The organism is Nostoc sp. MG11, from assembly GCF_014904695.1.
Taxonomy (GTDB): domain Bacteria; phylum Cyanobacteriota; class Cyanobacteriia; order Cyanobacteriales; family Nostocaceae; genus Komarekiella.
In genome coordinates this window covers 62,499-79,995 of record NZ_JACXXN010000004.1, presented here as the reverse complement: position 1 = coordinate 79,995, position 17,497 = coordinate 62,499, and the positions used below count along the sequence as shown (strand labels likewise).

The 17,497-nt window shown below is 42.5% G+C and carries 15 protein-coding genes and 1 pseudogene; 6 read left to right on the top strand and 10 right to left on the bottom strand.

Annotated elements, in window-relative coordinates:
- Positions 1-66: 66 nt before the first annotated feature.
- Positions 67-2,430, top strand: a complete 2,364-nt coding sequence (locus tag HCR01_RS07685) for an NACHT domain-containing protein (RefSeq protein ID WP_193195665.1) — start codon at positions 67-69, stop codon at positions 2,428-2,430.
- Positions 2,431-2,791: 361 nt separating this feature from the next.
- A pseudogene (locus HCR01_RS07680) lies at positions 2,792-3,235 on the top strand (rhodanese-like domain-containing protein); the annotation flags it as partial.
- Between the two features lie 474 nt (positions 3,236-3,709).
- Here the strand turns inward: HCR01_RS07680 and HCR01_RS07675 are convergent.
- The 6 genes from HCR01_RS07675 to trpB form a co-directional block, all read right to left on the bottom strand.
- Positions 3,710-4,339, bottom strand: coding sequence for a ribonuclease D (locus tag HCR01_RS07675; protein ID WP_193195663.1), 630 nt, complete (start codon positions 4,337-4,339; stop codon positions 3,710-3,712).
- A 257-nt stretch (positions 4,340-4,596) separates the two neighbouring features.
- Positions 4,597-5,157, bottom strand: a complete 561-nt coding sequence (locus HCR01_RS07670) for a CAP domain-containing protein (RefSeq protein ID WP_193195662.1) — start codon at positions 5,155-5,157, stop codon at positions 4,597-4,599.
- A 310-nt stretch (positions 5,158-5,467) separates the two neighbouring features.
- Positions 5,468-5,998, bottom strand: coding sequence for a CAP domain-containing protein (locus HCR01_RS07665; RefSeq protein ID WP_193195661.1), 531 nt, complete (start codon positions 5,996-5,998; stop codon positions 5,468-5,470).
- Positions 5,999-6,283: 285 nt separating this feature from the next.
- Positions 6,284-6,463: a hypothetical protein gene (locus HCR01_RS38525; protein WP_226889188.1), complete on the bottom strand. Its 180-nt coding sequence runs from the start codon at positions 6,461-6,463 to the stop codon at positions 6,284-6,286.
- A 114-nt stretch (positions 6,464-6,577) separates the two neighbouring features.
- A complete protein-coding gene (locus HCR01_RS07655) occupies positions 6,578-7,732 on the bottom strand; it encodes a class I SAM-dependent methyltransferase (RefSeq protein ID WP_193195659.1) in 1,155 nt (384 codons plus the stop codon).
- Positions 7,733-7,763: 31 nt separating this feature from the next.
- Positions 7,764-9,005 carry a tryptophan synthase subunit beta gene (gene trpB / locus HCR01_RS07650; protein WP_193195658.1) on the bottom strand — a complete coding sequence of 414 codons (1,242 nt, stop codon included), beginning with the start codon at positions 9,003-9,005 and terminating at the stop codon, positions 7,764-7,766.
- Between the two features lie 261 nt (positions 9,006-9,266).
- Between trpB and HCR01_RS07645 the strand changes: the two genes are divergently transcribed.
- Complete coding sequence (locus HCR01_RS07645) at positions 9,267-9,614, top strand: translation initiation factor (RefSeq protein ID WP_193195657.1); 348 nt, start codon at positions 9,267-9,269, stop codon at positions 9,612-9,614.
- Between the two features lie 139 nt (positions 9,615-9,753).
- Positions 9,754-9,912, top strand: coding sequence for a YqaE/Pmp3 family membrane protein (locus tag HCR01_RS07640; protein ID WP_193195656.1), 159 nt, complete (start codon positions 9,754-9,756; stop codon positions 9,910-9,912).
- Between the two features lie 314 nt (positions 9,913-10,226).
- Here the strand turns inward: HCR01_RS07640 and HCR01_RS07635 are convergent, their stop codons facing one another.
- The gene (locus HCR01_RS07635; protein ID WP_193195655.1) at positions 10,227-10,550 is read right to left on the bottom strand and encodes a hypothetical protein; all 324 of its coding nucleotides are present in this window, start codon (positions 10,548-10,550) and stop codon (positions 10,227-10,229) included.
- A 55-nt stretch (positions 10,551-10,605) separates the two neighbouring features.
- Positions 10,606-11,055, bottom strand: coding sequence for a pyridoxamine 5'-phosphate oxidase family protein (locus HCR01_RS07630; RefSeq protein WP_193195654.1), 450 nt, complete (start codon positions 11,053-11,055; stop codon positions 10,606-10,608).
- A gap of 466 nt (positions 11,056-11,521) precedes the next feature.
- Between HCR01_RS07630 and HCR01_RS07625 the strand changes: the two genes are divergently transcribed.
- Positions 11,522-11,701 (top strand): high light inducible protein, encoded by a 180-nt coding sequence (locus HCR01_RS07625; protein WP_193195653.1) that lies wholly within the window; start codon positions 11,522-11,524, stop codon positions 11,699-11,701.
- Between the two features lie 58 nt (positions 11,702-11,759).
- Entirely contained in the window at positions 11,760-12,479 is a 720-nt protein-coding gene (locus HCR01_RS07620) for a RibD family protein (protein WP_193195652.1), read from the top strand.
- A 66-nt stretch (positions 12,480-12,545) separates the two neighbouring features.
- On the opposite strand, the gene HCR01_RS07615 is transcribed toward HCR01_RS07620, so the two are convergent.
- The gene (locus HCR01_RS07615; protein WP_193195651.1) at positions 12,546-13,253 is read right to left on the bottom strand and encodes a Uma2 family endonuclease; all 708 of its coding nucleotides are present in this window, start codon (positions 13,251-13,253) and stop codon (positions 12,546-12,548) included.
- Between the two features lie 166 nt (positions 13,254-13,419).
- Entirely contained in the window at positions 13,420-17,043 is a 3,624-nt protein-coding gene (nifJ, locus tag HCR01_RS07610) for a pyruvate:ferredoxin (flavodoxin) oxidoreductase (protein WP_193195650.1), read from the bottom strand.
- Positions 17,044-17,497: the final 454 nt, after the last annotated feature.

Sequence of the window (17,497 nt, the reverse complement as noted above, 5' to 3'; positions counted from 1 at the left end):
CAGAGCGCATCAACGCGTAGTGAAACTATTAAGCATATATGATACTACAAGTTTCAGGCTGAGACTATGGCAAGCCAAGGACTGAGAGCATCACCAGAAGGTATCAGGGCAGCAAAAACAGCTTTAACAGACAAAACTTGGAGTCAGCACAAATTAGCAGCAGCTTTAGGCATTACACGCCAACCAGTTTCCAAATTTTTTGCAGGTGAATCAGTTTCTCGCACTTGTTTTGTGCAAATTTGTCAACAACTAGGGTTATCTTGGCAACAAGTTGCGGGCTTACCTGAAAATGTAATATCGCAGGCAATTGCTAAAGCACAGCCCAACAAAGTAGATATGGATGCATTGGTATGGGAAGTTCGCCAAAAACGTCAAGGCAAAATTCAAGACCAGTGCGGTACTTTGCAAATGATAGATATTGCCCAGACAGTTCAACTGATGGACATTTACACCAATATCAATGTTTTAGAAAAAATAAACAGTCAGCAATGGCGAGAGATTTCTGATTTGTTGAAAGATTTTAGTTCTGAATCAAACTTTAACCGACTGGGAGGATATGAACATCAGAAAAGATCCGCAGGGTTGGAAGCTGTATTATGCCACTCGAAACTAATAGTGTTAGGTAAACCAGGGTCGGGTAAAACTGCATTTTTACAATATCTCGCGATTGAGTGTAACAAAGGTGAGTTTCAGCCAAATCGCATAGCAATTTTTATCAGAGTGAAAGAATTTATTGAAGATACCAAAGGTGAGAGCGAATTCAATCTATTTAACTATATCAGCCAAGAATTTCTCAATTGTGATGTTGAACAAGAATCAACTACAAACCTTCTTACTCAAGGTAAGATGCTGATTTTGCTAGATGGATTAGATGAAGTACCATCAGAAAATGCAGATCAAGTTACAATAAAAATCCGCAAATTTGCTCAAGATTTTTATAAAAACAAATTTGTTTTTAGCTGTCGAATTGCTGCTCAAAAATACAGATTTCAGGGTTTTACCGAAGTTGAAGTAGCAGACTTTGATGACACTCAAGTGGAAGTTTATGCCAAAAATTGGTTTGTTGCAGTAGCTCTGAAATCTAGGGAAGATGGGGAAGCTTTAGGAAATTTATTTATTAATCAGCTGAATCTACCAGAAAATCAGCATCTTCGGGAATTGGCAGTCACACCATTACTGCTCCATTTAATTTGTCTAGTATTCCACGTGAAAGATCAATTCCCATCTAATCCAGCTAAGCTATATGAGCAAGCAATAAATATTTTGCTGTTTAGATGGGATGAAATAAGAGGAATTAAACGCGATCGCATAGCTCATAATTTAACTTTACCGAATAAAAAACATTTGCTTTTTCAGCTTGCAGCTATCAACTTTGAGCAAGAAACTTACTTTTTTGACAAAGAAAATTTTCAGCAATTAATTGCTGAATTACACACAGTAGGAGATATTAGTTTAGATTTAACTCAATTACAAATAGATAGTGAACCCCTGCTCAAAGCAATTGAGGCACAAAATGGTTTATTAGTAGAAAGGGCGCAAGGAATATACTCATTTTCTCATCTGACATTTCAAGAGTTTTTTACTGCTAAAAAAATTACAGAAAGTTCTAACTTACAAACTTGGCATAATTTAGTTAATCATATTACTGAAAAGCGCTGGCATGATATATTTTTGTTAACTGTTAGTATGTTAATTAATGCTGATAATATATTACAGTTAATGAAGCAAAAGATTGATTTGCTATTAGGTGATGATGATAAATTACAGTATTTTCTAACTTGGCTATATCAAAAATCCAGTTCTGTCTCGACTCATTACAAAGCAGTAGCCGTCCGTGCTTTTTACCTGGTCTGTGTTGAGCGAAGCTCTTATCATAGGCGTCGCGCTTTCGCTCACACTCCTGGTTATAACCTTGAGTACGCCCTTGTTGGTAATATAGCCTTTGACCGTGATCTTGCCCTCGATGAGTTTTTATCTAGTACTATTGCTTGCGTGAATGAGCTGGACTTTGCTTTTGAGCATACCCTCAACGATGCCCTTGCCTTAGATCATGCTCATGCTCTTACCATTGCTTTTAACGAAGCTGTTGACCTTGTTGTTGAGCCTGAATTGAAGCAAGTGCTACAAAAACTCAAAAAACAACTACCCCATGTAGATAGTGATCAAAATAAATTTGGGGATTGGTGGCAAGCTAAAGGTAAAAGTTGGGGTGAACAATTAAGAAAAATGCTGATCAAGTATCGCAATATTGGTCATAATTGGCAATTCAATGAACAGCAAAAAGAATTGCTTCAGCAATATTACGATGCTAATAAATTGTTGGTAGATTGCCTAAATAGTGCTTCTTTTGTAACTCCAGTAGTGCGACAAGAAATTGAGGAGACATTATTATTAGCGATCGCTGATATTGAGAACAGACTTCTTGCGTAAATGCCTATATTGTCATCTTGCTCTGAACCACAAAATCTGGTGACATTTTTACCTACGGAACTAAGGCTTAGCTTGATTAAGAGTGTGAGTACTCTCAACAGTGATAATTTTTCTGCTAATCCGGTCTTAACTGAATCATATTGATTTGTAAAGCTTAAATATATTCAAATAGATTGATACAAAATATTAGATTTTTTGCAAGGTATAGTTATTGTATTTAAAACTAATTAATTGGTAAGAATCTTTAAAAAAAGTCCGTCTATCTGAAGAGAGACTTTGAGAATATTCACACCAAAGAAAGAGCAATTAAGTTCGTCTTATTCGCTAAATTGCTTTTAATGTAATCAGCAAAGGATAATTTATGGATAACCTAGTAGGCGGGATCATTCCTCCACAACCACCAATAGAAGCACAATCTGATGTTCATGCGTTGAAGTCTCGTCTGGAATGGGGCGAACCAGCTTTTACAATACTGGATGTGCGCGATCGCATGACCTATAATCAGGGTCACATCATGGGAGCAATGCCGATGCCCACAGACCAATTGCAAGAACGCGCAGTAGCTTCTTTAGATAAAAGCCGTGATATTTACGTTTACGGTGCGAATGAAGAAGAAACTTCTCAAGCCGCACAGATACTTCGTTCTGCTCAATTTGTACATGTATCTGAACTCAAAGGCGGTCTTGCTGCGTGGAAAGCGATCGGTGGCCCAACGGAAGGTATTGTTGAATCCAGAACCCCCGCAGGCGCAGATGATTACAATGTAGTAGCTCGGATACAGAATCACTTAGAAAATCAGCCAAAGCAAGGCGCTAGTACCACAGAAAGCATTCAAAAGGGAGCCAGCAACCTCAAAGAAAATATTCAAGAGGGAGCTAGTAACTTGAAGGAAGGCATTCAAAAGGGAATCAATGACATCAAAGAAGACATTAATGAGTCTGAAAATCGCTCTTAGGTAAAAAATCACCCAGAAAGAGGCATAGCTTCTTGTGGCGAAGCCTTACGATTTTACCTACAGCACACAATCAATAATTTGTGTGCCTGGAATCAAATGGGGTGTGATCTAATTCCCCACTTGATTCCTCCTCTTTCGCCCCTAGCCCTTCCTTGTACGTATTCAATAGACTTTTTGCAAGAGTCAATTTTTTTAAAATTAAACCACAGATGAACACCGATGAACACCAATAATTTATCTGAGTTCATCGATGTTTATCTGTGGTTCTAAATAAAAAACTAGGATTTTCGCAAAATACCTAATCTTGACTGTTGACTGGTTAATTTAATGTTCAAATAAATCTTTAAACTGTAATAAATCTAAAGAAACTATCGTCGGTAAAAAATTAAAGCATTCTTGAGCAAGTTCCCAACGTTCTTCTCGGTGGAGCATTTCTATTAGCTTTTGCTGCACATTGAGTAAGTAGCGCACATCATTAGCAGCATAACTTAGTTGAGCTTCAGATAAATTAGCAGCATTACCCCAATCAGAACTTTGAGCGCTTTTATCTAGTTCCACTTGTTCTAATTCTTGCACTACATCTTTGAGTCCGTGGCGATTAGTGTAAGTACGGGCTAGTTTACTTGCAATCTTGGTACAAAAAACAGGCTGAACCTGAATCCCTAAATTGTATCGTAAGGTGGCAAGGTCAAAACGAGCAAAATGAAACACTTTTTGGATATTAGCCGCTTCCAAAAGCTTTTTTAAATTTGGGGCATCAGCTTGTCCTTTGGCTATGCGGATTGCAGTCACTTTCCCCTCTGGGTTGCATAGCTGGACAAGACAGAGACGATCGCGCAGTGGTAACAATCCCATTGTTTCTGTATCTACTGCGATCGCCACGGATTCTAAATATTGTCCAAGAGCTGCGTCACTAAGATCGCGATCGCTCACCTGAAAATCTTGTAATGTCATGAATTACTAAATAATAAATGCAGTGTCCACCAGACAAAAGTCTTGTCAGACACTACATTATTATTGTGCAAAAATATTAGAAATTAAATCTATCTAGTACCGCTATGCGAAATTCGTAATTTGGAATTCCCATACCGCAAGCGTTTCATTAATTGGGAATGAGTGGTTCTCTTACAAAGTTTGGGGGGACGGAAACCGACACGGCCGCAAAGTCTGGCGAATGGAATCTTTCCTCGGCGAGTTTTGCAACTTTGCGTTTATTTTCGCCGTATACTAGTGCGAATGAAAATTTGAGTAAGGTAGACTTCGCCTTGCTGATTCGCAGCAACACCAATCCCTGTGATATTGTAACTTCCTTTAAGATTTTTCAGATGTCCGGGACTTTTTACCCAACCAGTCACAGCTTCAGCAGCGGGATCGCTATATCCTTGGTTGAAAGCGACATTTTCAGCCGCACTATTGTAAATAAGAGGCATAGCTTTGACTCGCCGTTCAAATCCCTGATGGCTAAACGGAACCTTCCCATTAGCCATATTTTGACTATGAATTCTGGCCTGTTTCGTGATATTTGCATTTAGGGTCAACTTTGGTAGACCTTTAGCCGCTCGATATCGATTAATTTGCTCAAAAACTGATTTTTCTAGAGCAGTAGTTTTAAAAGTAGTAGTTGATAATGCAACTTGATTGGAAACAATTGACAAAGGCTGATTATTAGTCGATTGGTTACTAGAAGTATGACCTGGTATAGGGGTGGTCGTTAATCCACTAGCAAGGACAAGCGTACTTAAAGCGATGCCAAAAGCAGTTTGTCGAAACATGGAGAATTAGGTAATGTTGTAGAGATGTAAGACTTATACTCTATCTTATTGTTCTTAAGATATATGCTAGGATACTGTTAAGAATTCGGTAACTTAGAAACTCTTTGCACATCCTTCATAGAAAATATAAATAATCATTTGCAACGGTTAATTTTAGGATAGGTTATCTTCATGAGAGTGACTTTCAGTTTTGTTGAGAATCTAACATTTTCATGAATTACTAGAAAAATAATATAGTATCAATCAAACAAATGTTGTTGATACTACATTATTCATCATAAATTTGAGAAAAAATCTAAATTTTGCGAAACTAAACGCGAAGGAATATTTGTGTTAGGTAGATTCTGCCGTTGGGGCCTGTAGCAACACCAATCCCCGTTAGATTGTAATTTCCTTTGATGTTAGCGAGATGTCCTTGACTTTGGAGCCAGCCTTGAACAGCTTGCTTAGCGGGGTCATTATATCCCTGGTTGTAAGCGACATTTTCACCAGCAGATATATAGGGAATAGCGATCGCTTGAACTCGCTGTCTAAATCCGCTATGTCCAAATGAGACTCTACCGTTTGCCATATTCTGACTGTGAATCCTTGCTTGAGTGTCGCTGGCAGAATTACGTAACAGCACTGGCAGATTTTTGGAACCTCTGTAGTTATTAATTTGCTGGAAAACTGCTTTTTCTATAGCAGTGGTGTTGATGCTAGATTGAGCAATAATTTGAGGATGATGACTTGATACATTTGAAGACTTCAGCGCAGAAGTTTGATTTGGTACAGAAATCGCGATCGCCCCACTGCTGAGAACAAGAGTTCCTACAATGCCGTAGATTGTTGTTCGGATCATTTGCTGAAAGTAAACTTTGAGACTATCTAATCACACTCCTGTTCATAATCAAACACTTACAATTAGGTAGACGAATTAAATGCAGAACAAAATTTCTTTCCCTATTCAGCGATTTATTGCTCTGTGTAAGCTTTTAAAGAACTAAACTCTTTACTACTAGCTCTCGGTTAGTTAAGTTATTCTATTTAATACACCTCGTAAGAATAAGTTAAACAAATTCCAGCTAGGATGTATCTTAAGAGATAATTCTCTAGCTGGAATGTTCAATCTATGTTCATCTAATGCTTAAAGAGTGTCCAACGGCTCCTGTAACACGCGCAGTATCCTGGCAAGATATTCTGCCCGCCAATGTTCACGTTTTTTCGCTACCTCTTCGTCTGGTTCATAAGCGTCAATATCAGCAGCAGATAAAATGCCCTTAGTTGCCAACAAACATTCGATAGTATCCAGCCGATCATGCAGCACGGATACCTCACTTGTTAAAGCCATTACTATCGCCAAGAGCTGATCGATTTGTGGGTTATCTAAGTAAACTGGTCGTTTACCCTTGGCTATCTTCGACATTCCAACTACCTCTATTTACTTAGTTGCAGCAACCACAAACCAAGTGCCTCGGCTGCCTGAGTTGCCATTTTGAGAATTATTAGCTGCTTTTGCTTTCCATGCGCCATTAGGCACAAACTTCTCGAATACCTGATCTGCTGCAAAACCAGCTTCAGCAGCTAGCGCCACCAAGTCCAGATCGCGCACAGCGCTCCAAAATGGTTCGTTATTGTTAACGGTTTCCCCATCGTACATGAACTGGCTATAAGCATCCATGTGACGATACAAAGGTGCTTCAACATGAAGCATCATTCCGCCAGGAGCTAGAAGACGATAACACTCTTGCATAACCTTCCGGACAACTGGCGGGGGAATTTCATGCAACAAAATGTGGGAAACCACTAAGTCAAATGATTCATCTGGGAAGTTAGTATGTTCAGCATTTTGCTGTGAAAAGTGTACCTGCTTGCCTAAGACTTCTGCTCGTGCATGAGCGTAACGTAGCATTGGTGCGCCGATATCTATGGCATAGACTTCTGCATCTGGGTAAGCATCTACGTAGGGCAATGTGCTATTGCCGATAGAACATCCCATGTCGAGAATTTTTTGGGGTCGAAAGTCGGGATACTCTGGCTGAAGGTAGTTTTGGACTATAGATAGCCCCATGTCTTCGTTGAGCGGCCCCAACCAACCCAGTCCATAAACATAAACCCCGCGATCGTAGGTTGCACCAGCAGCTACATCATCAGCTGTAAATTCACTGTGATACCCTCCTGGCATACAGTGAATGTCTACAGCTTTTTGATAAATGGGTATTTGCAAATTTGCGTCGAGAGTTAAAGTACCCAGTTCACTACCCTTGCCTTTGGCACGTTCGATCAAGTCTGGTAGATGTCTGTCAACACTTGCGTTGACGGACTCCCATAACATTTCCTGGTTAATTCGCTTCAGAGCATTAAACCAGCGGTAGTGGGGTTCGTGCTGCATTACCTCCCGAATTTCATAACGGTTCTGGGGAGAACACTGGTGTTCTTGTTCAAACCTAGGTTTGGCTCGTTTTTCATAAACTACCTTATTGCCAGGAAGAAGATTTTTGAAAATATGCATTCTCAGACTTTGGACAAAGTTTTGGCGTGCCAACTCGTCATGAGTAGGTTGCGGTAGCATTGCATGTTGGAATTGTTGATCCATCTGGGTTTCATCTCAGACATTTTACGTATATTTATGCATGATTCAAAAACTTGGCTACCGTTTGTACATCCTTGTCACCGCGTCCTGAGCAATTAATCACAATCCGAGGACTGCCAGTAATTTGTGGACATAGGGTTTCTAGGTAGGCGATCGCATGGGCTGTTTCCAGCGCTGGTATAATTCCTTCCAGCCGAGACAATCGCTGGAACGCCGCCAAAGCATCTTCATCCGTCACACCATAATATTCAGCGCGACCAGTATCTTTCAAATAGCTATGTTCTGGTCCAACACCGGGATAATCTAACCCCGCACTAATTGAGTGTGCTTCAATTATTTGCCCATCTTCATCTTGCAGCAGATAGCTCATTGCTCCGTGCAATACACCCACTTTCCCTTTTGTCAAGGTAGCAGCGTGTTTTTCAGTATTAACACCTTCCCCCGCTGCTTCAACCCCAATTAACCGGATAGAAGGCTCATTCAAAAATTCATAGAATAGTCCCATCGCATTGGAACCACCACCCACACAAGCCATCAGGATATCAGGCAACACACCCCATTTTTCCATTGCTTGAGCGCGAGTTTCTTGCCCAATCACTGCATGGAAATCGCGTACCATCATCGGGTAAGGATGCGGCCCTGCTACTGAACCCAGGATGTAGTGAGTTGTTTCTACATTCGTTACCCAATCTCGAATCGCCTCAGAAGTTGCATCCTTGAGCGTACCTGTTCCCGCAGCCACCGGACATACTTCTGCACCCATCAGCCGCATTCTGAAAACATTTAGGGCTTGGCGTTCCATATCATGAACGCCCATGTAAATTACGCATTCCAGCCCAAAACGAGCACAAACAGTTGCCGTCGCTACTCCATGTTGTCCAGCACCCGTTTCCGCAATAATCCGCTGCTTGCCCATGCGCTTCGCCAACAATACCTGGCCGAGGGCATTATTGATTTTATGAGCGCCAGTGTGATTTAAGTCTTCGCGCTTCAAATAGATTTGTGCTCCTGTGCCATCAGGTCGAGCATAATGGCTGGTAAGACGTTCAGCGAAATACAACGGCGTCGCACGTCCCACATAGTCCCGCAATAGCTGTTGTAGTTCTGCCTGAAAACTAGGGTCATTGCGGTATTGCTGATAAGCTGTTTCTAGTTCAGCAAGAGCAGGCATTAAGGTTTCCGGGACGTACTTACCGCCAAAGCGTCCAAAACGGCCTTGTATATCGGGAACCTGAGCAGTTGATGGAGAACTGGGAGAGAGGGGAGTGGTAGTCACAGGCTGATTTTGATTACAGGAATGACTTAATTATTATAGGAAAGTCTGAACCATATAGGATACGATGTCTTACTGATGAAACGGTTTTGAGTCCTGAGAAATAATTCTTTAGAAGAATAACTGAATTGCTAGCGCTTTAGAACTAGGTAACTTTTTAGTTCACTGCGATGGATTTGTAATGTTAGTCTAGAAATTGATTTTCCAGCAGAATAGTTACATAGCAGTTTCCACTGCCTATGATTTTTTCTTAATTAAAGATTTATGTCTTCTTCCAATTCCAAATCTTCCGACAAAAACTTTGTCTACCGTGAATTTGGCAACGAGAACTCCGCCGCTACAGAAAGACCAATTCCAGAATTACCTCCGCAACAACAAAATCTCAAAGTGCAAGCCTCCCGCAAAGGACGCAAAGGCAAAACCGTCACCGTAATTAGCGGTTTTCAAGCAAAACCAGAAACCTTAGCAGATTTGGTCAAACAGTTGAAAACCCAGTGCGGCACAGGTGGTACAGTCAAAGATAACGAAATAGAAATTCAGGGCGAGCACAAGCAGAAAATTGTCGAGATTTTGACCAAACTAGGTTACAAGACCAAAATTAGCGGTGGTTAATTCAGTGTGGTTTACCGCATCTTAGCTGTGATATTCATGTAGAAGGGCAATGTTATCTTTGAGAAGTACAAATATGCTGGAACGGTGCTAAATCACTTCAGCATAATATCTGTTCTTTTTGAGATTAATGGAGGTTCAAATGGATTTAGTTCGTCTTCTGTGTGCCATTTTCCTACCACCTCTGGGAGTCTTTTTGCAAGTAGGTATAGGTAAAGATTTTTGGATTAATATACTTTTGACGCTTTTAGGCTATATTCCAGGGATTGTTCATGCAGTGTGGGTAATTGCTAGGAAATAATCCTTAACATGGGTAGCGATTGTTTTGAAGGTTAAGAGGAATGGGGAAATTTATTGAACTTCAAGACAATTGCTACAAAAGCTCGATAATGTTCTGTAACAGGAATATCATACGAAAAAAGTCTTAATAATGTCCGCTATGAGGTAAATACCCCGGAAAAATCCTCGATAATAGCCCAATTCAGGCATTACCCAGAAAAAATTCCATATAAGCTAAGTTGTCATGCCGCTCCGGTTACAGGTTAGGGCGGTAGTTTGAAAGCTATCCATTGGTATTGAATCGAAAACCGTGTTTCTTTGATGGTCGCAAATCCATTAGTTTATTGCCCAGCGTAGGATCGCACAAACCATAGTTTGATCAGTGTTGGATTGGTTCGCCCACTCCTGCAACAGGCTTTCCGGGACCGTTCTGACCATTTCCACCATGACTCCTGCTACATCATTTTCAGAAAATTGCTGAGGAATTTTTGCTTGGAGTTCTGGAGAACGCAGACAATTGAGAAATCCTCGAATTAATACCGGAGCGGTTCCCGCAATCGCCGTGAAAATTAACGCCTCATTCTCGGATAAAGACCTTGATCGAAACGACTCTAATTTTCCCCAACCAAGATACTCACACTGCAATAAGTTGCCCACCATGCTCATTGAACTCCTTAAACTGGGTCGGGACTGAGACTGCGGCGACGATCAATGCTTACTTGCTACTCACTCCAGTAGTTGTTCGTCCACTCATCTCGCTGGAATGAATGCGGAAGATGGCAATCACCTCCGTGCGCCCCCAACTATCGACCCAGGTACGATTAATTGCAGGCGAAAGCGTTGGATTCCGTTCTTTAATAAAGTGCATAGCTCGATCAATGTCTGGCTGCGTGGTGATGCGCTCAACTCGACCTGTTACTATCACACTCCGCCAGTGTGCTGGGTCATGCACTTCTTCAATCTGGAGGCAAACTTCTGGATTTTCGTCCATCGCTTGCGTCTTCATGCCTTCGGTGGTGAAAAGGTAAATGTCTGAGCCTTGGAGATAGTAGTGCATCGGCACAACGTAGGGATGCCCTTTGAAGACACAACCAAGGTGTCCGTGTCCCACTTCTTTCAAAAGCTCTTGTATTTCCTTCAAACTCATTTCATCGATATCTAACATCACCATTCTCCTTTCAAAAATGAATTTCTACCTCAAATCTGAACCGCGTTTTACCTGCTGAGCAAAAGGTTGTAGGGTCAGCACCGAACGACTGACGCTTCCTAAAGCCAAAGTAGTTTTGTAGATGTAGCTAAGGAAACATCGTTTGAAAAACTACGGTTGCAGTATATTTATACAGAACTTTGGACAGTTTTTACCTGAGCCATTAGACACAAAAGCGAACAATCTCGTGCTTATTTTTCAGCGTCCTATCACCCACTTTGACTAAATCCCAACACAAAGTCCAGTATTCATGCAACGCCCAAGCAGGTGAATGGGATTTTGACGCGATCGCAACAGCTTACTGATTTTGAGATACCCTGACAAACCATACGGGTGGATTTCACTACTATATTTTCTTAAATATCTGTTGCATTATGTTATCTACAGTCGCGACTTAAACAACGCAATATACGGGAGCTTTTATATGTCAGGTTTTAAAAATACTACATCTACTACTTCACAAGATCCTAATGCTTTGCGTCCTGGGTTTACTCCTCAAAGTGAAAATTGGAATGGCCGCCTAGCAATGATTGGTTTTTTATCTGTTGTTTTAATTGAAGCTTTAACTGGTCAAGGCTTTCTTCATTTTTGGGGCATTCTGTAAATTGTTGCTCGTGTGACTAAAGTAAATTAAAACTTTATAGACCTGTCAAAACTTAACTATGACAGCTATCCAAACAACCGTGGTTCTTGCCATGACGGCTGACGGAAAGATTAGTGCTGTAGATCCTAGAGCACCTCGCGATTCTGATCCAGCCGATCAAGCACACTTAGAATATCAAGTATCCCTTGCCGATTTAATCTTGGTGGGAGCAGGAACAATTCGAGCCGAGGGGACAACCTTTACAATTCGCAATCCTGAACTGTTAGCCGCGCGTCAGGTTCGTGGTCAGTCTCCTCAGCCTATTACTTGTGTTGTCTCGCGATCGCTTGATCTACCACCAGATATCCCTTTTTTTCGCCAGGATGTTGAGCGATGGATATTTACGACACGCACTGGTTTAGAGCGCAGTTCTGATGCAACGACCCTACAAAAGCAGGCTGACGTAATTGACTTGGGGGATACAGACCTGGACTGGGATAAAGCTTATACCTTGATAGCAAAGCGGGGTATCCGCAAGGTTGTGGCTTTGGGAGGTGGTTCTTTGATAGCTGCTCTGGTACAAGTAGAGCGAATTGACGATTGGTGGTTGACTATTTGGCCGATTATTTACGGGGGACAGCGTGCGCCTAGCCCGGTAGAGGGTGAGGGTTTTGCTCCTAGTGCTGCTCCTCAACTTGAACTTGTGGAAACTCGACAGATCGGAAGCGAGTTGTTTTTGCACTACCGCACGTTCAAAAATTTATCTGATTCAGCACAGAGAAAGGTTTATTCGGAGTAATACCGATGTTTTTATGCTTCTAAGGTAAAGCTTAGGACACTAAGCTTAATGGAGGCGATCGCCTGCTTATTTCTTCTTCAATTGCTCCGCAAACTCCTCATGTTCAGCTGAATTTAATCCCAACTGCAACACTTCCAACACCCGCGCCATCTGATTGTTAAGCAGTGCTTCTACAACTAACCACAACCCTGGAAACACCTGAGAGCGAATGATGCCATCTGCACCAGGAGATAGCAATCGATAGTCGCCATCGGTGAGGTAAAACCATTCAATTTGATTCTCGTAAGATTGCCAGATTACGTACTCCAGCACCCCGTTACGGCGATAAACCTGCTTTTTGCTACCCCGATCAATCGCGGCGCTACTGGCGGCAATTTCCACAATTAACTCAGGCGATCCTTCAATATAACCATCGCTGCTCAATTGAGTTTGTCCACCCATAGCAGATTCAATAAACAGCACCGCATCTGGCTGAGGTTCGTTATCTAAATCTAGTCTGACTGTCGGGGCATCACTCAAGTCAACACCGGGAGTCATTGCTTGATAGACTCCCAACCAAGTCATAACTCGACTGTGAGGTTTGCCATGCTGTTCATGTCTTAAGGGAGATGCCACGTAAACGATTCCTTCAATCAATTCCGCTTTTTTGATATGGGGAGCAGCCGCATAACGCCGCTCAAATTCAGGACGAGTCAGGCGATCGCCACTTTCAAGCGGAGGCAGATGTTTCAGGGGCGAATTGGATTGTGTTTGGGGTGAGTATTCTCTAACCATTTGCCAATCCTCACAGTTGCCGAATAATTTTCACTGTAGCAAACCCTTGTATGTGGGCAGAGGGGAGGCAGGGGAAGCAGGGGAAGCAGGGGGAGAAGGGGGAGAATAAATACTGACTCTTGACTCTTGACTTTTGACTTTTGACTTTTGACTCTTGACTCTTGACTCAGCACTGGGATGGTTTACGCTCTGCTAGATATTGATACATCTTCCAACGAGCGTTTACTTCGGTTTGCGCTAGTTCTAATAAGTGCTGTGCATGGTCGGGTTTGCTTTTGGTGAGCATCTTGAAGCGATTTTCTTGGTACATTGATTTATCTACTGACTGCGTGGGCGATCGCATATCTAATTGCAAGGGATTTTTACCCTGTTTTTGCAACTCAGGATTATGACGATACAGCAACCACCGACCTGATTCTACCAGTGATTTTTGGTGATCCATCGCTGTAGTCATGTTGATGCCGTGGGCAATGCAATGGCTGTAAGCAATTATTAAGGACGGCCCATCGTAAGCTTCTGCTTCTAAAAACGCCTTTAGAGTATGTTCATCCCTAGCACCAAGGGCTACACTCGCTACGTAGACATTACCGTAGGTCATAGCAATTAAGCCTAAGTCTTTCTTGGGTGCGGGCTTGCCACTCGCCGCATATTTAGCAACTGCTGCTCGTGGGGTAGCTTTGGAAGATTGACCGCCTGTGTTGGAATATACTTCTGTATCCATTACCAAGATATTTACGTTGCGACCACTGGCTAGCACATGATCGATACCGCCAAAGTCAATGTCATAAGCCCAACCGTCGCCGCCGACAATCCAGACGCTTTTCTTTACCAGGTAGTCAGCAATTGATTTGAGATTTTGGATTTGGGATTGCAGATTGGGGTTTAGAGTCACAATTTTGTTTAACTGCTGCTGCAACAGTGCCACTCTTTCCCGCTGTTCCCAGATGTCAGCTTCAGATTTTTGTTCAGCATTGAGGATGGAATGGATAAGCTTTTTATCTATTTCACCGCTCAATTGTTGCAGTAGTTCTGCTGCAAATTCAGCTTGTTTATCTAAGGAGAGGCGGAAGCCAAAACCGAATTCGGCGTTATCTTCAAATAAGTTATTTGACCAGGCTGGGCCGCGTCCTTCGGCGTTTGTCGTCCAAGGTGTAGTGGGGAGATTCCCACCGTATATTGAGGAACAACCTGTCGCATTGGCAATTACGGAGCGATCGCCAAACAATTGTGTCAATAATTTTAAATAAGGTGTCTCGCCACAACCCGCACAAGCACCAGAGAATTCAAACAAAGGCTCTTGGAGTTGTTGTTGGCGAATCTGATTCAGTTTCAACTGCCGTCGGTCAGGATTGGGCAAACTCAAGAAGAAATCCCAGTTTTTCCGCTCTTGCTCCCGCAAAGGTAACTGCTGTGCCATGTTAATCGCTCTACGCAATGGCTCAGCTTTATTTTTGGCAGGACAAATATTTACACAAATAGCGCAGCCTGTACAGTCTTCTGGGGCAACCTGAATAGTAAATTTTTGATTAGCAAAGTCCTTGTCTTTTGCACCAGTTGACTTGAAGGTTGGTGGTGCATTGACTAACTCACTCGGTTGATAAGCCTTGGCGCGGATGGCACTATGAGGGCAAACCATAACGCACTTACCACATTGAACGCAGACATCTGTATCCCACACAGGGATCTCTTCTGCCACATTGCGTTTTTCCCATTTGGCAGTACCACTGGGAAAGATACCGTCTACTGGTAAAGTGCTCACAGGCAAATCATCACCTTCCCAAGACATGATTTTACCTAAGACATCGCGGACAAACTCAGGGGCGTTGAGAGGAAAGGGATTGATAGTTGTGGATTGTTGATTATTGATGGTTTTGGGTATGTCTACTTTATGCAAGTTAATAAGGGTGTCATCAACAGCTTGCAGATTCATACGGACAACTTCCGCCCCTTTTTTACCGTAAGTCTTGTCAATTGCTTGTTTGATTTTAGCGATCGCTTCTTTCTCTGGTAAAACACCCGCTAAAGCAAAGAAGCATACTTGCATAATGGTGTTAATTCTTCCACCCATGCCACTTTCGCGGGCAACCTGGCTAGCATTGATAACATATAACTTCAGCTGCTTATCAATAATTTGCTGCTGCACTTTCAGCGGCAGATTTTCCCAGACGGTATCTGCATTATATGGACTATTCAACAGCAAAGTTGCCCCAGTAACGGCAGCTTTAAGAATATCTATGCGTTCCAGAAAACCCCAATGATGGCAACCTATAAAGTTGGCTTTGTCAATTAAATAAGTAGAGCGAATTGGCTCAGACCCAAAGCGTAGGTGAGAAACGGTCATTGAGCCAGATTTCTTCGAGTCGTAGACAAAGTAACCTTGGGCGTAGTTGTCGGTTTCTTCACCAATAATCTTAATCGAGTTTTTGTTAGCACCGACTGTACCATCGGAACCTAAGCCGTAAAACATTGCCCGAACAACGTTATCTGGTTCAGTAGAAAAGTTAGGGTCAAAGCTCAACGAAGTATGACTTACGTCATCATTAACACCGATAGTAAAGTGGTTTTTCGGCTGCACTTGGGCGAGATTGTCAAAGATGCCCTTTACCATTGCCGGCGTAAATTCTTTGGAAGAAAGCCCATAACGACCACCAATGATTTTAGGAGTGCTGAGTAAAGAGTTAAGAGTTAGGAATTCTCCCCCTGCCTCCCCTGCTCCCCCTGCCCTCCTCTTCCCCCACGCCTCATGAACGGCAGCCACTACATCTAAATACAACGGCTCCCCGGCGCTACCTGGTTCTTTAGTGCGGTCAAGAACAGCGATCGCTTTTACACTGGCTGGCAAAGCTGCAACAAACCTTTGGACATCAAAGGGGCGATAAAGTCGCACTTTCACTACACCAACTTTTTCACCACGGGCGTTGAGGTAATCAACGGTTTCGTGGACTGTTTCACCACCTGAACCCATGATGACAATGACGCGATCGGCATCGTCTGCCCCATAATATTCATAGATTTGGTAATACCTGCCTGTGCGATCGCCAAATTTATCCATGATCCGCTGAACAATTTCGGGACAGGCGTTGTAGTAAGGGTTAGCGCCTTCACGGGCTTGGAAGTAAACATCGGGATTTTGGGCTGTACCCCGCAAAGTTGGCCGGTCTGGGGTGAGACTACGGGTACGGTGAGCAAGTACTAGCTGGTCATGAATTAGCGATCGCAAGTCGCTATCTAAGAGCAATTTGACTTTCTGAACTTCATGTGAAGTGCGGAAGCCATCAAAGAAGTGCATAAACGGCACTCGCGTCTCTAGAGTAACTGCATGGGCAATCAGAGCGAAGTCTTGACTTTCCTGCACCGAGGCAGAACACAACAAAGCAAACCCAGTAGCACGGGCTGCCATCACATCGCTATGATCACCAAAAATTGATAAAGCGTGGGTAGCTAGGGAGCGGGCTGCAACATGAACTACAACACTGGTCAGTTCGCCAGCAATTTTGTAGAAGTTGGGTATCATCAACAATAATCCCTGAGATGCCGTGAAGGTGGTACTCAAGGAACCCGTTTGCAATGCCCCATGCACTGCACCAGCAGCTCCGCCCTCGCTCTGCATTTGCACAACGCTGGGAATAGTACCCCAGAGATTAGGACGACCTTCAGCCGACCAAGCATCCGCCCATTCACCCATCGCTGAAGAGGGGGTGATCGGATAAATGGCAATTACCTCATTTAATTTGTAGGCAACACGGGCAACAGCTTCATTCCCGTCAATAGTTGCAAAGGTTTTGTTCATGATTTTCTTCCTGTCTCACCTTGTAGCGTAGGCGTAGCCCAACCTAGGCATCGCTTGGTTTTCTCAACTGAATAAAGAGAACCTGTGAATAGCAGAATTAGAAATAGCCACCAGGAAGTCAGTGTATTACATCTTCGATATTAGAATTTTAAATTTAATATTTAAAATGATGATTTTAATTGACAACTGTCGGCTATTAATTTAACTCTCAACAAATACTGCATATATTATTATTTCACTACTTATATCTCATCTATTAATAGGTATTAATAATGTACTCAAGTTAATAAGCCATTATTAGACAATAGTTTTAGGAAATTTATTCCTTTTTATGGGGGAGAGGTTCGGGAACAATATGCTTGGGATAAAAAAATTTACGCGACCAATAGGACGTGCGAGCCAGAGTTGCCAAGTCATCAAAGGTAAAAGGTCACTCCACCTCTGAGACTGTTCT

Excerpts from the sequence above, each read along its gene's own strand:
- HCR01_RS07620 (WP_193195652.1), top strand. The coding sequence starts at position 11,760 with ATGACAGCTATCCAAACAACCGTGGTTCTTGCCATGACGGCTGACGGA.
- HCR01_RS07640 (WP_193195656.1), top strand. The coding sequence starts at position 9,754 with ATGGATTTAGTTCGTCTTCTGTGTGCCATTTTCCTACCACCTCTGGGA.
- HCR01_RS07625 (WP_193195653.1), top strand. The coding sequence starts at position 11,522 with ATGTCAGGTTTTAAAAATACTACATCTACTACTTCACAAGATCCTAAT.
- HCR01_RS07630 (WP_193195654.1), bottom strand. The coding sequence starts at position 11,055 with ATGTTAGATATCGATGAAATGAGTTTGAAGGAAATACAAGAGCTTTTG.
- HCR01_RS07665 (WP_193195661.1), bottom strand. The coding sequence starts at position 5,998 with ATGATCCGAACAACAATCTACGGCATTGTAGGAACTCTTGTTCTCAGC.
- nifJ (WP_193195650.1), bottom strand. The coding sequence starts at position 17,043 with ATGAACAAAACCTTTGCAACTATTGACGGGAATGAAGCTGTTGCCCGT.
- HCR01_RS07670 (WP_193195662.1), bottom strand. The coding sequence starts at position 5,157 with ATGTTTCGACAAACTGCTTTTGGCATCGCTTTAAGTACGCTTGTCCTT.
- HCR01_RS07635 (WP_193195655.1), bottom strand. The coding sequence starts at position 10,550 with ATGGTGGGCAACTTATTGCAGTGTGAGTATCTTGGTTGGGGAAAATTA.
- HCR01_RS07675 (WP_193195663.1), bottom strand. The coding sequence starts at position 4,339 with ATGACATTACAAGATTTTCAGGTGAGCGATCGCGATCTTAGTGACGCA.
- HCR01_RS07655 (WP_193195659.1), bottom strand. The coding sequence starts at position 7,732 with ATGGATCAACAATTCCAACATGCAATGCTACCGCAACCTACTCATGAC.
- HCR01_RS07615 (WP_193195651.1), bottom strand. The coding sequence starts at position 13,253 with ATGGTTAGAGAATACTCACCCCAAACACAATCCAATTCGCCCCTGAAA.
- HCR01_RS07685 (WP_193195665.1), top strand. The coding sequence starts at position 67 with ATGGCAAGCCAAGGACTGAGAGCATCACCAGAAGGTATCAGGGCAGCA.
- HCR01_RS07645 (WP_193195657.1), top strand. The coding sequence starts at position 9,267 with ATGTCTTCTTCCAATTCCAAATCTTCCGACAAAAACTTTGTCTACCGT.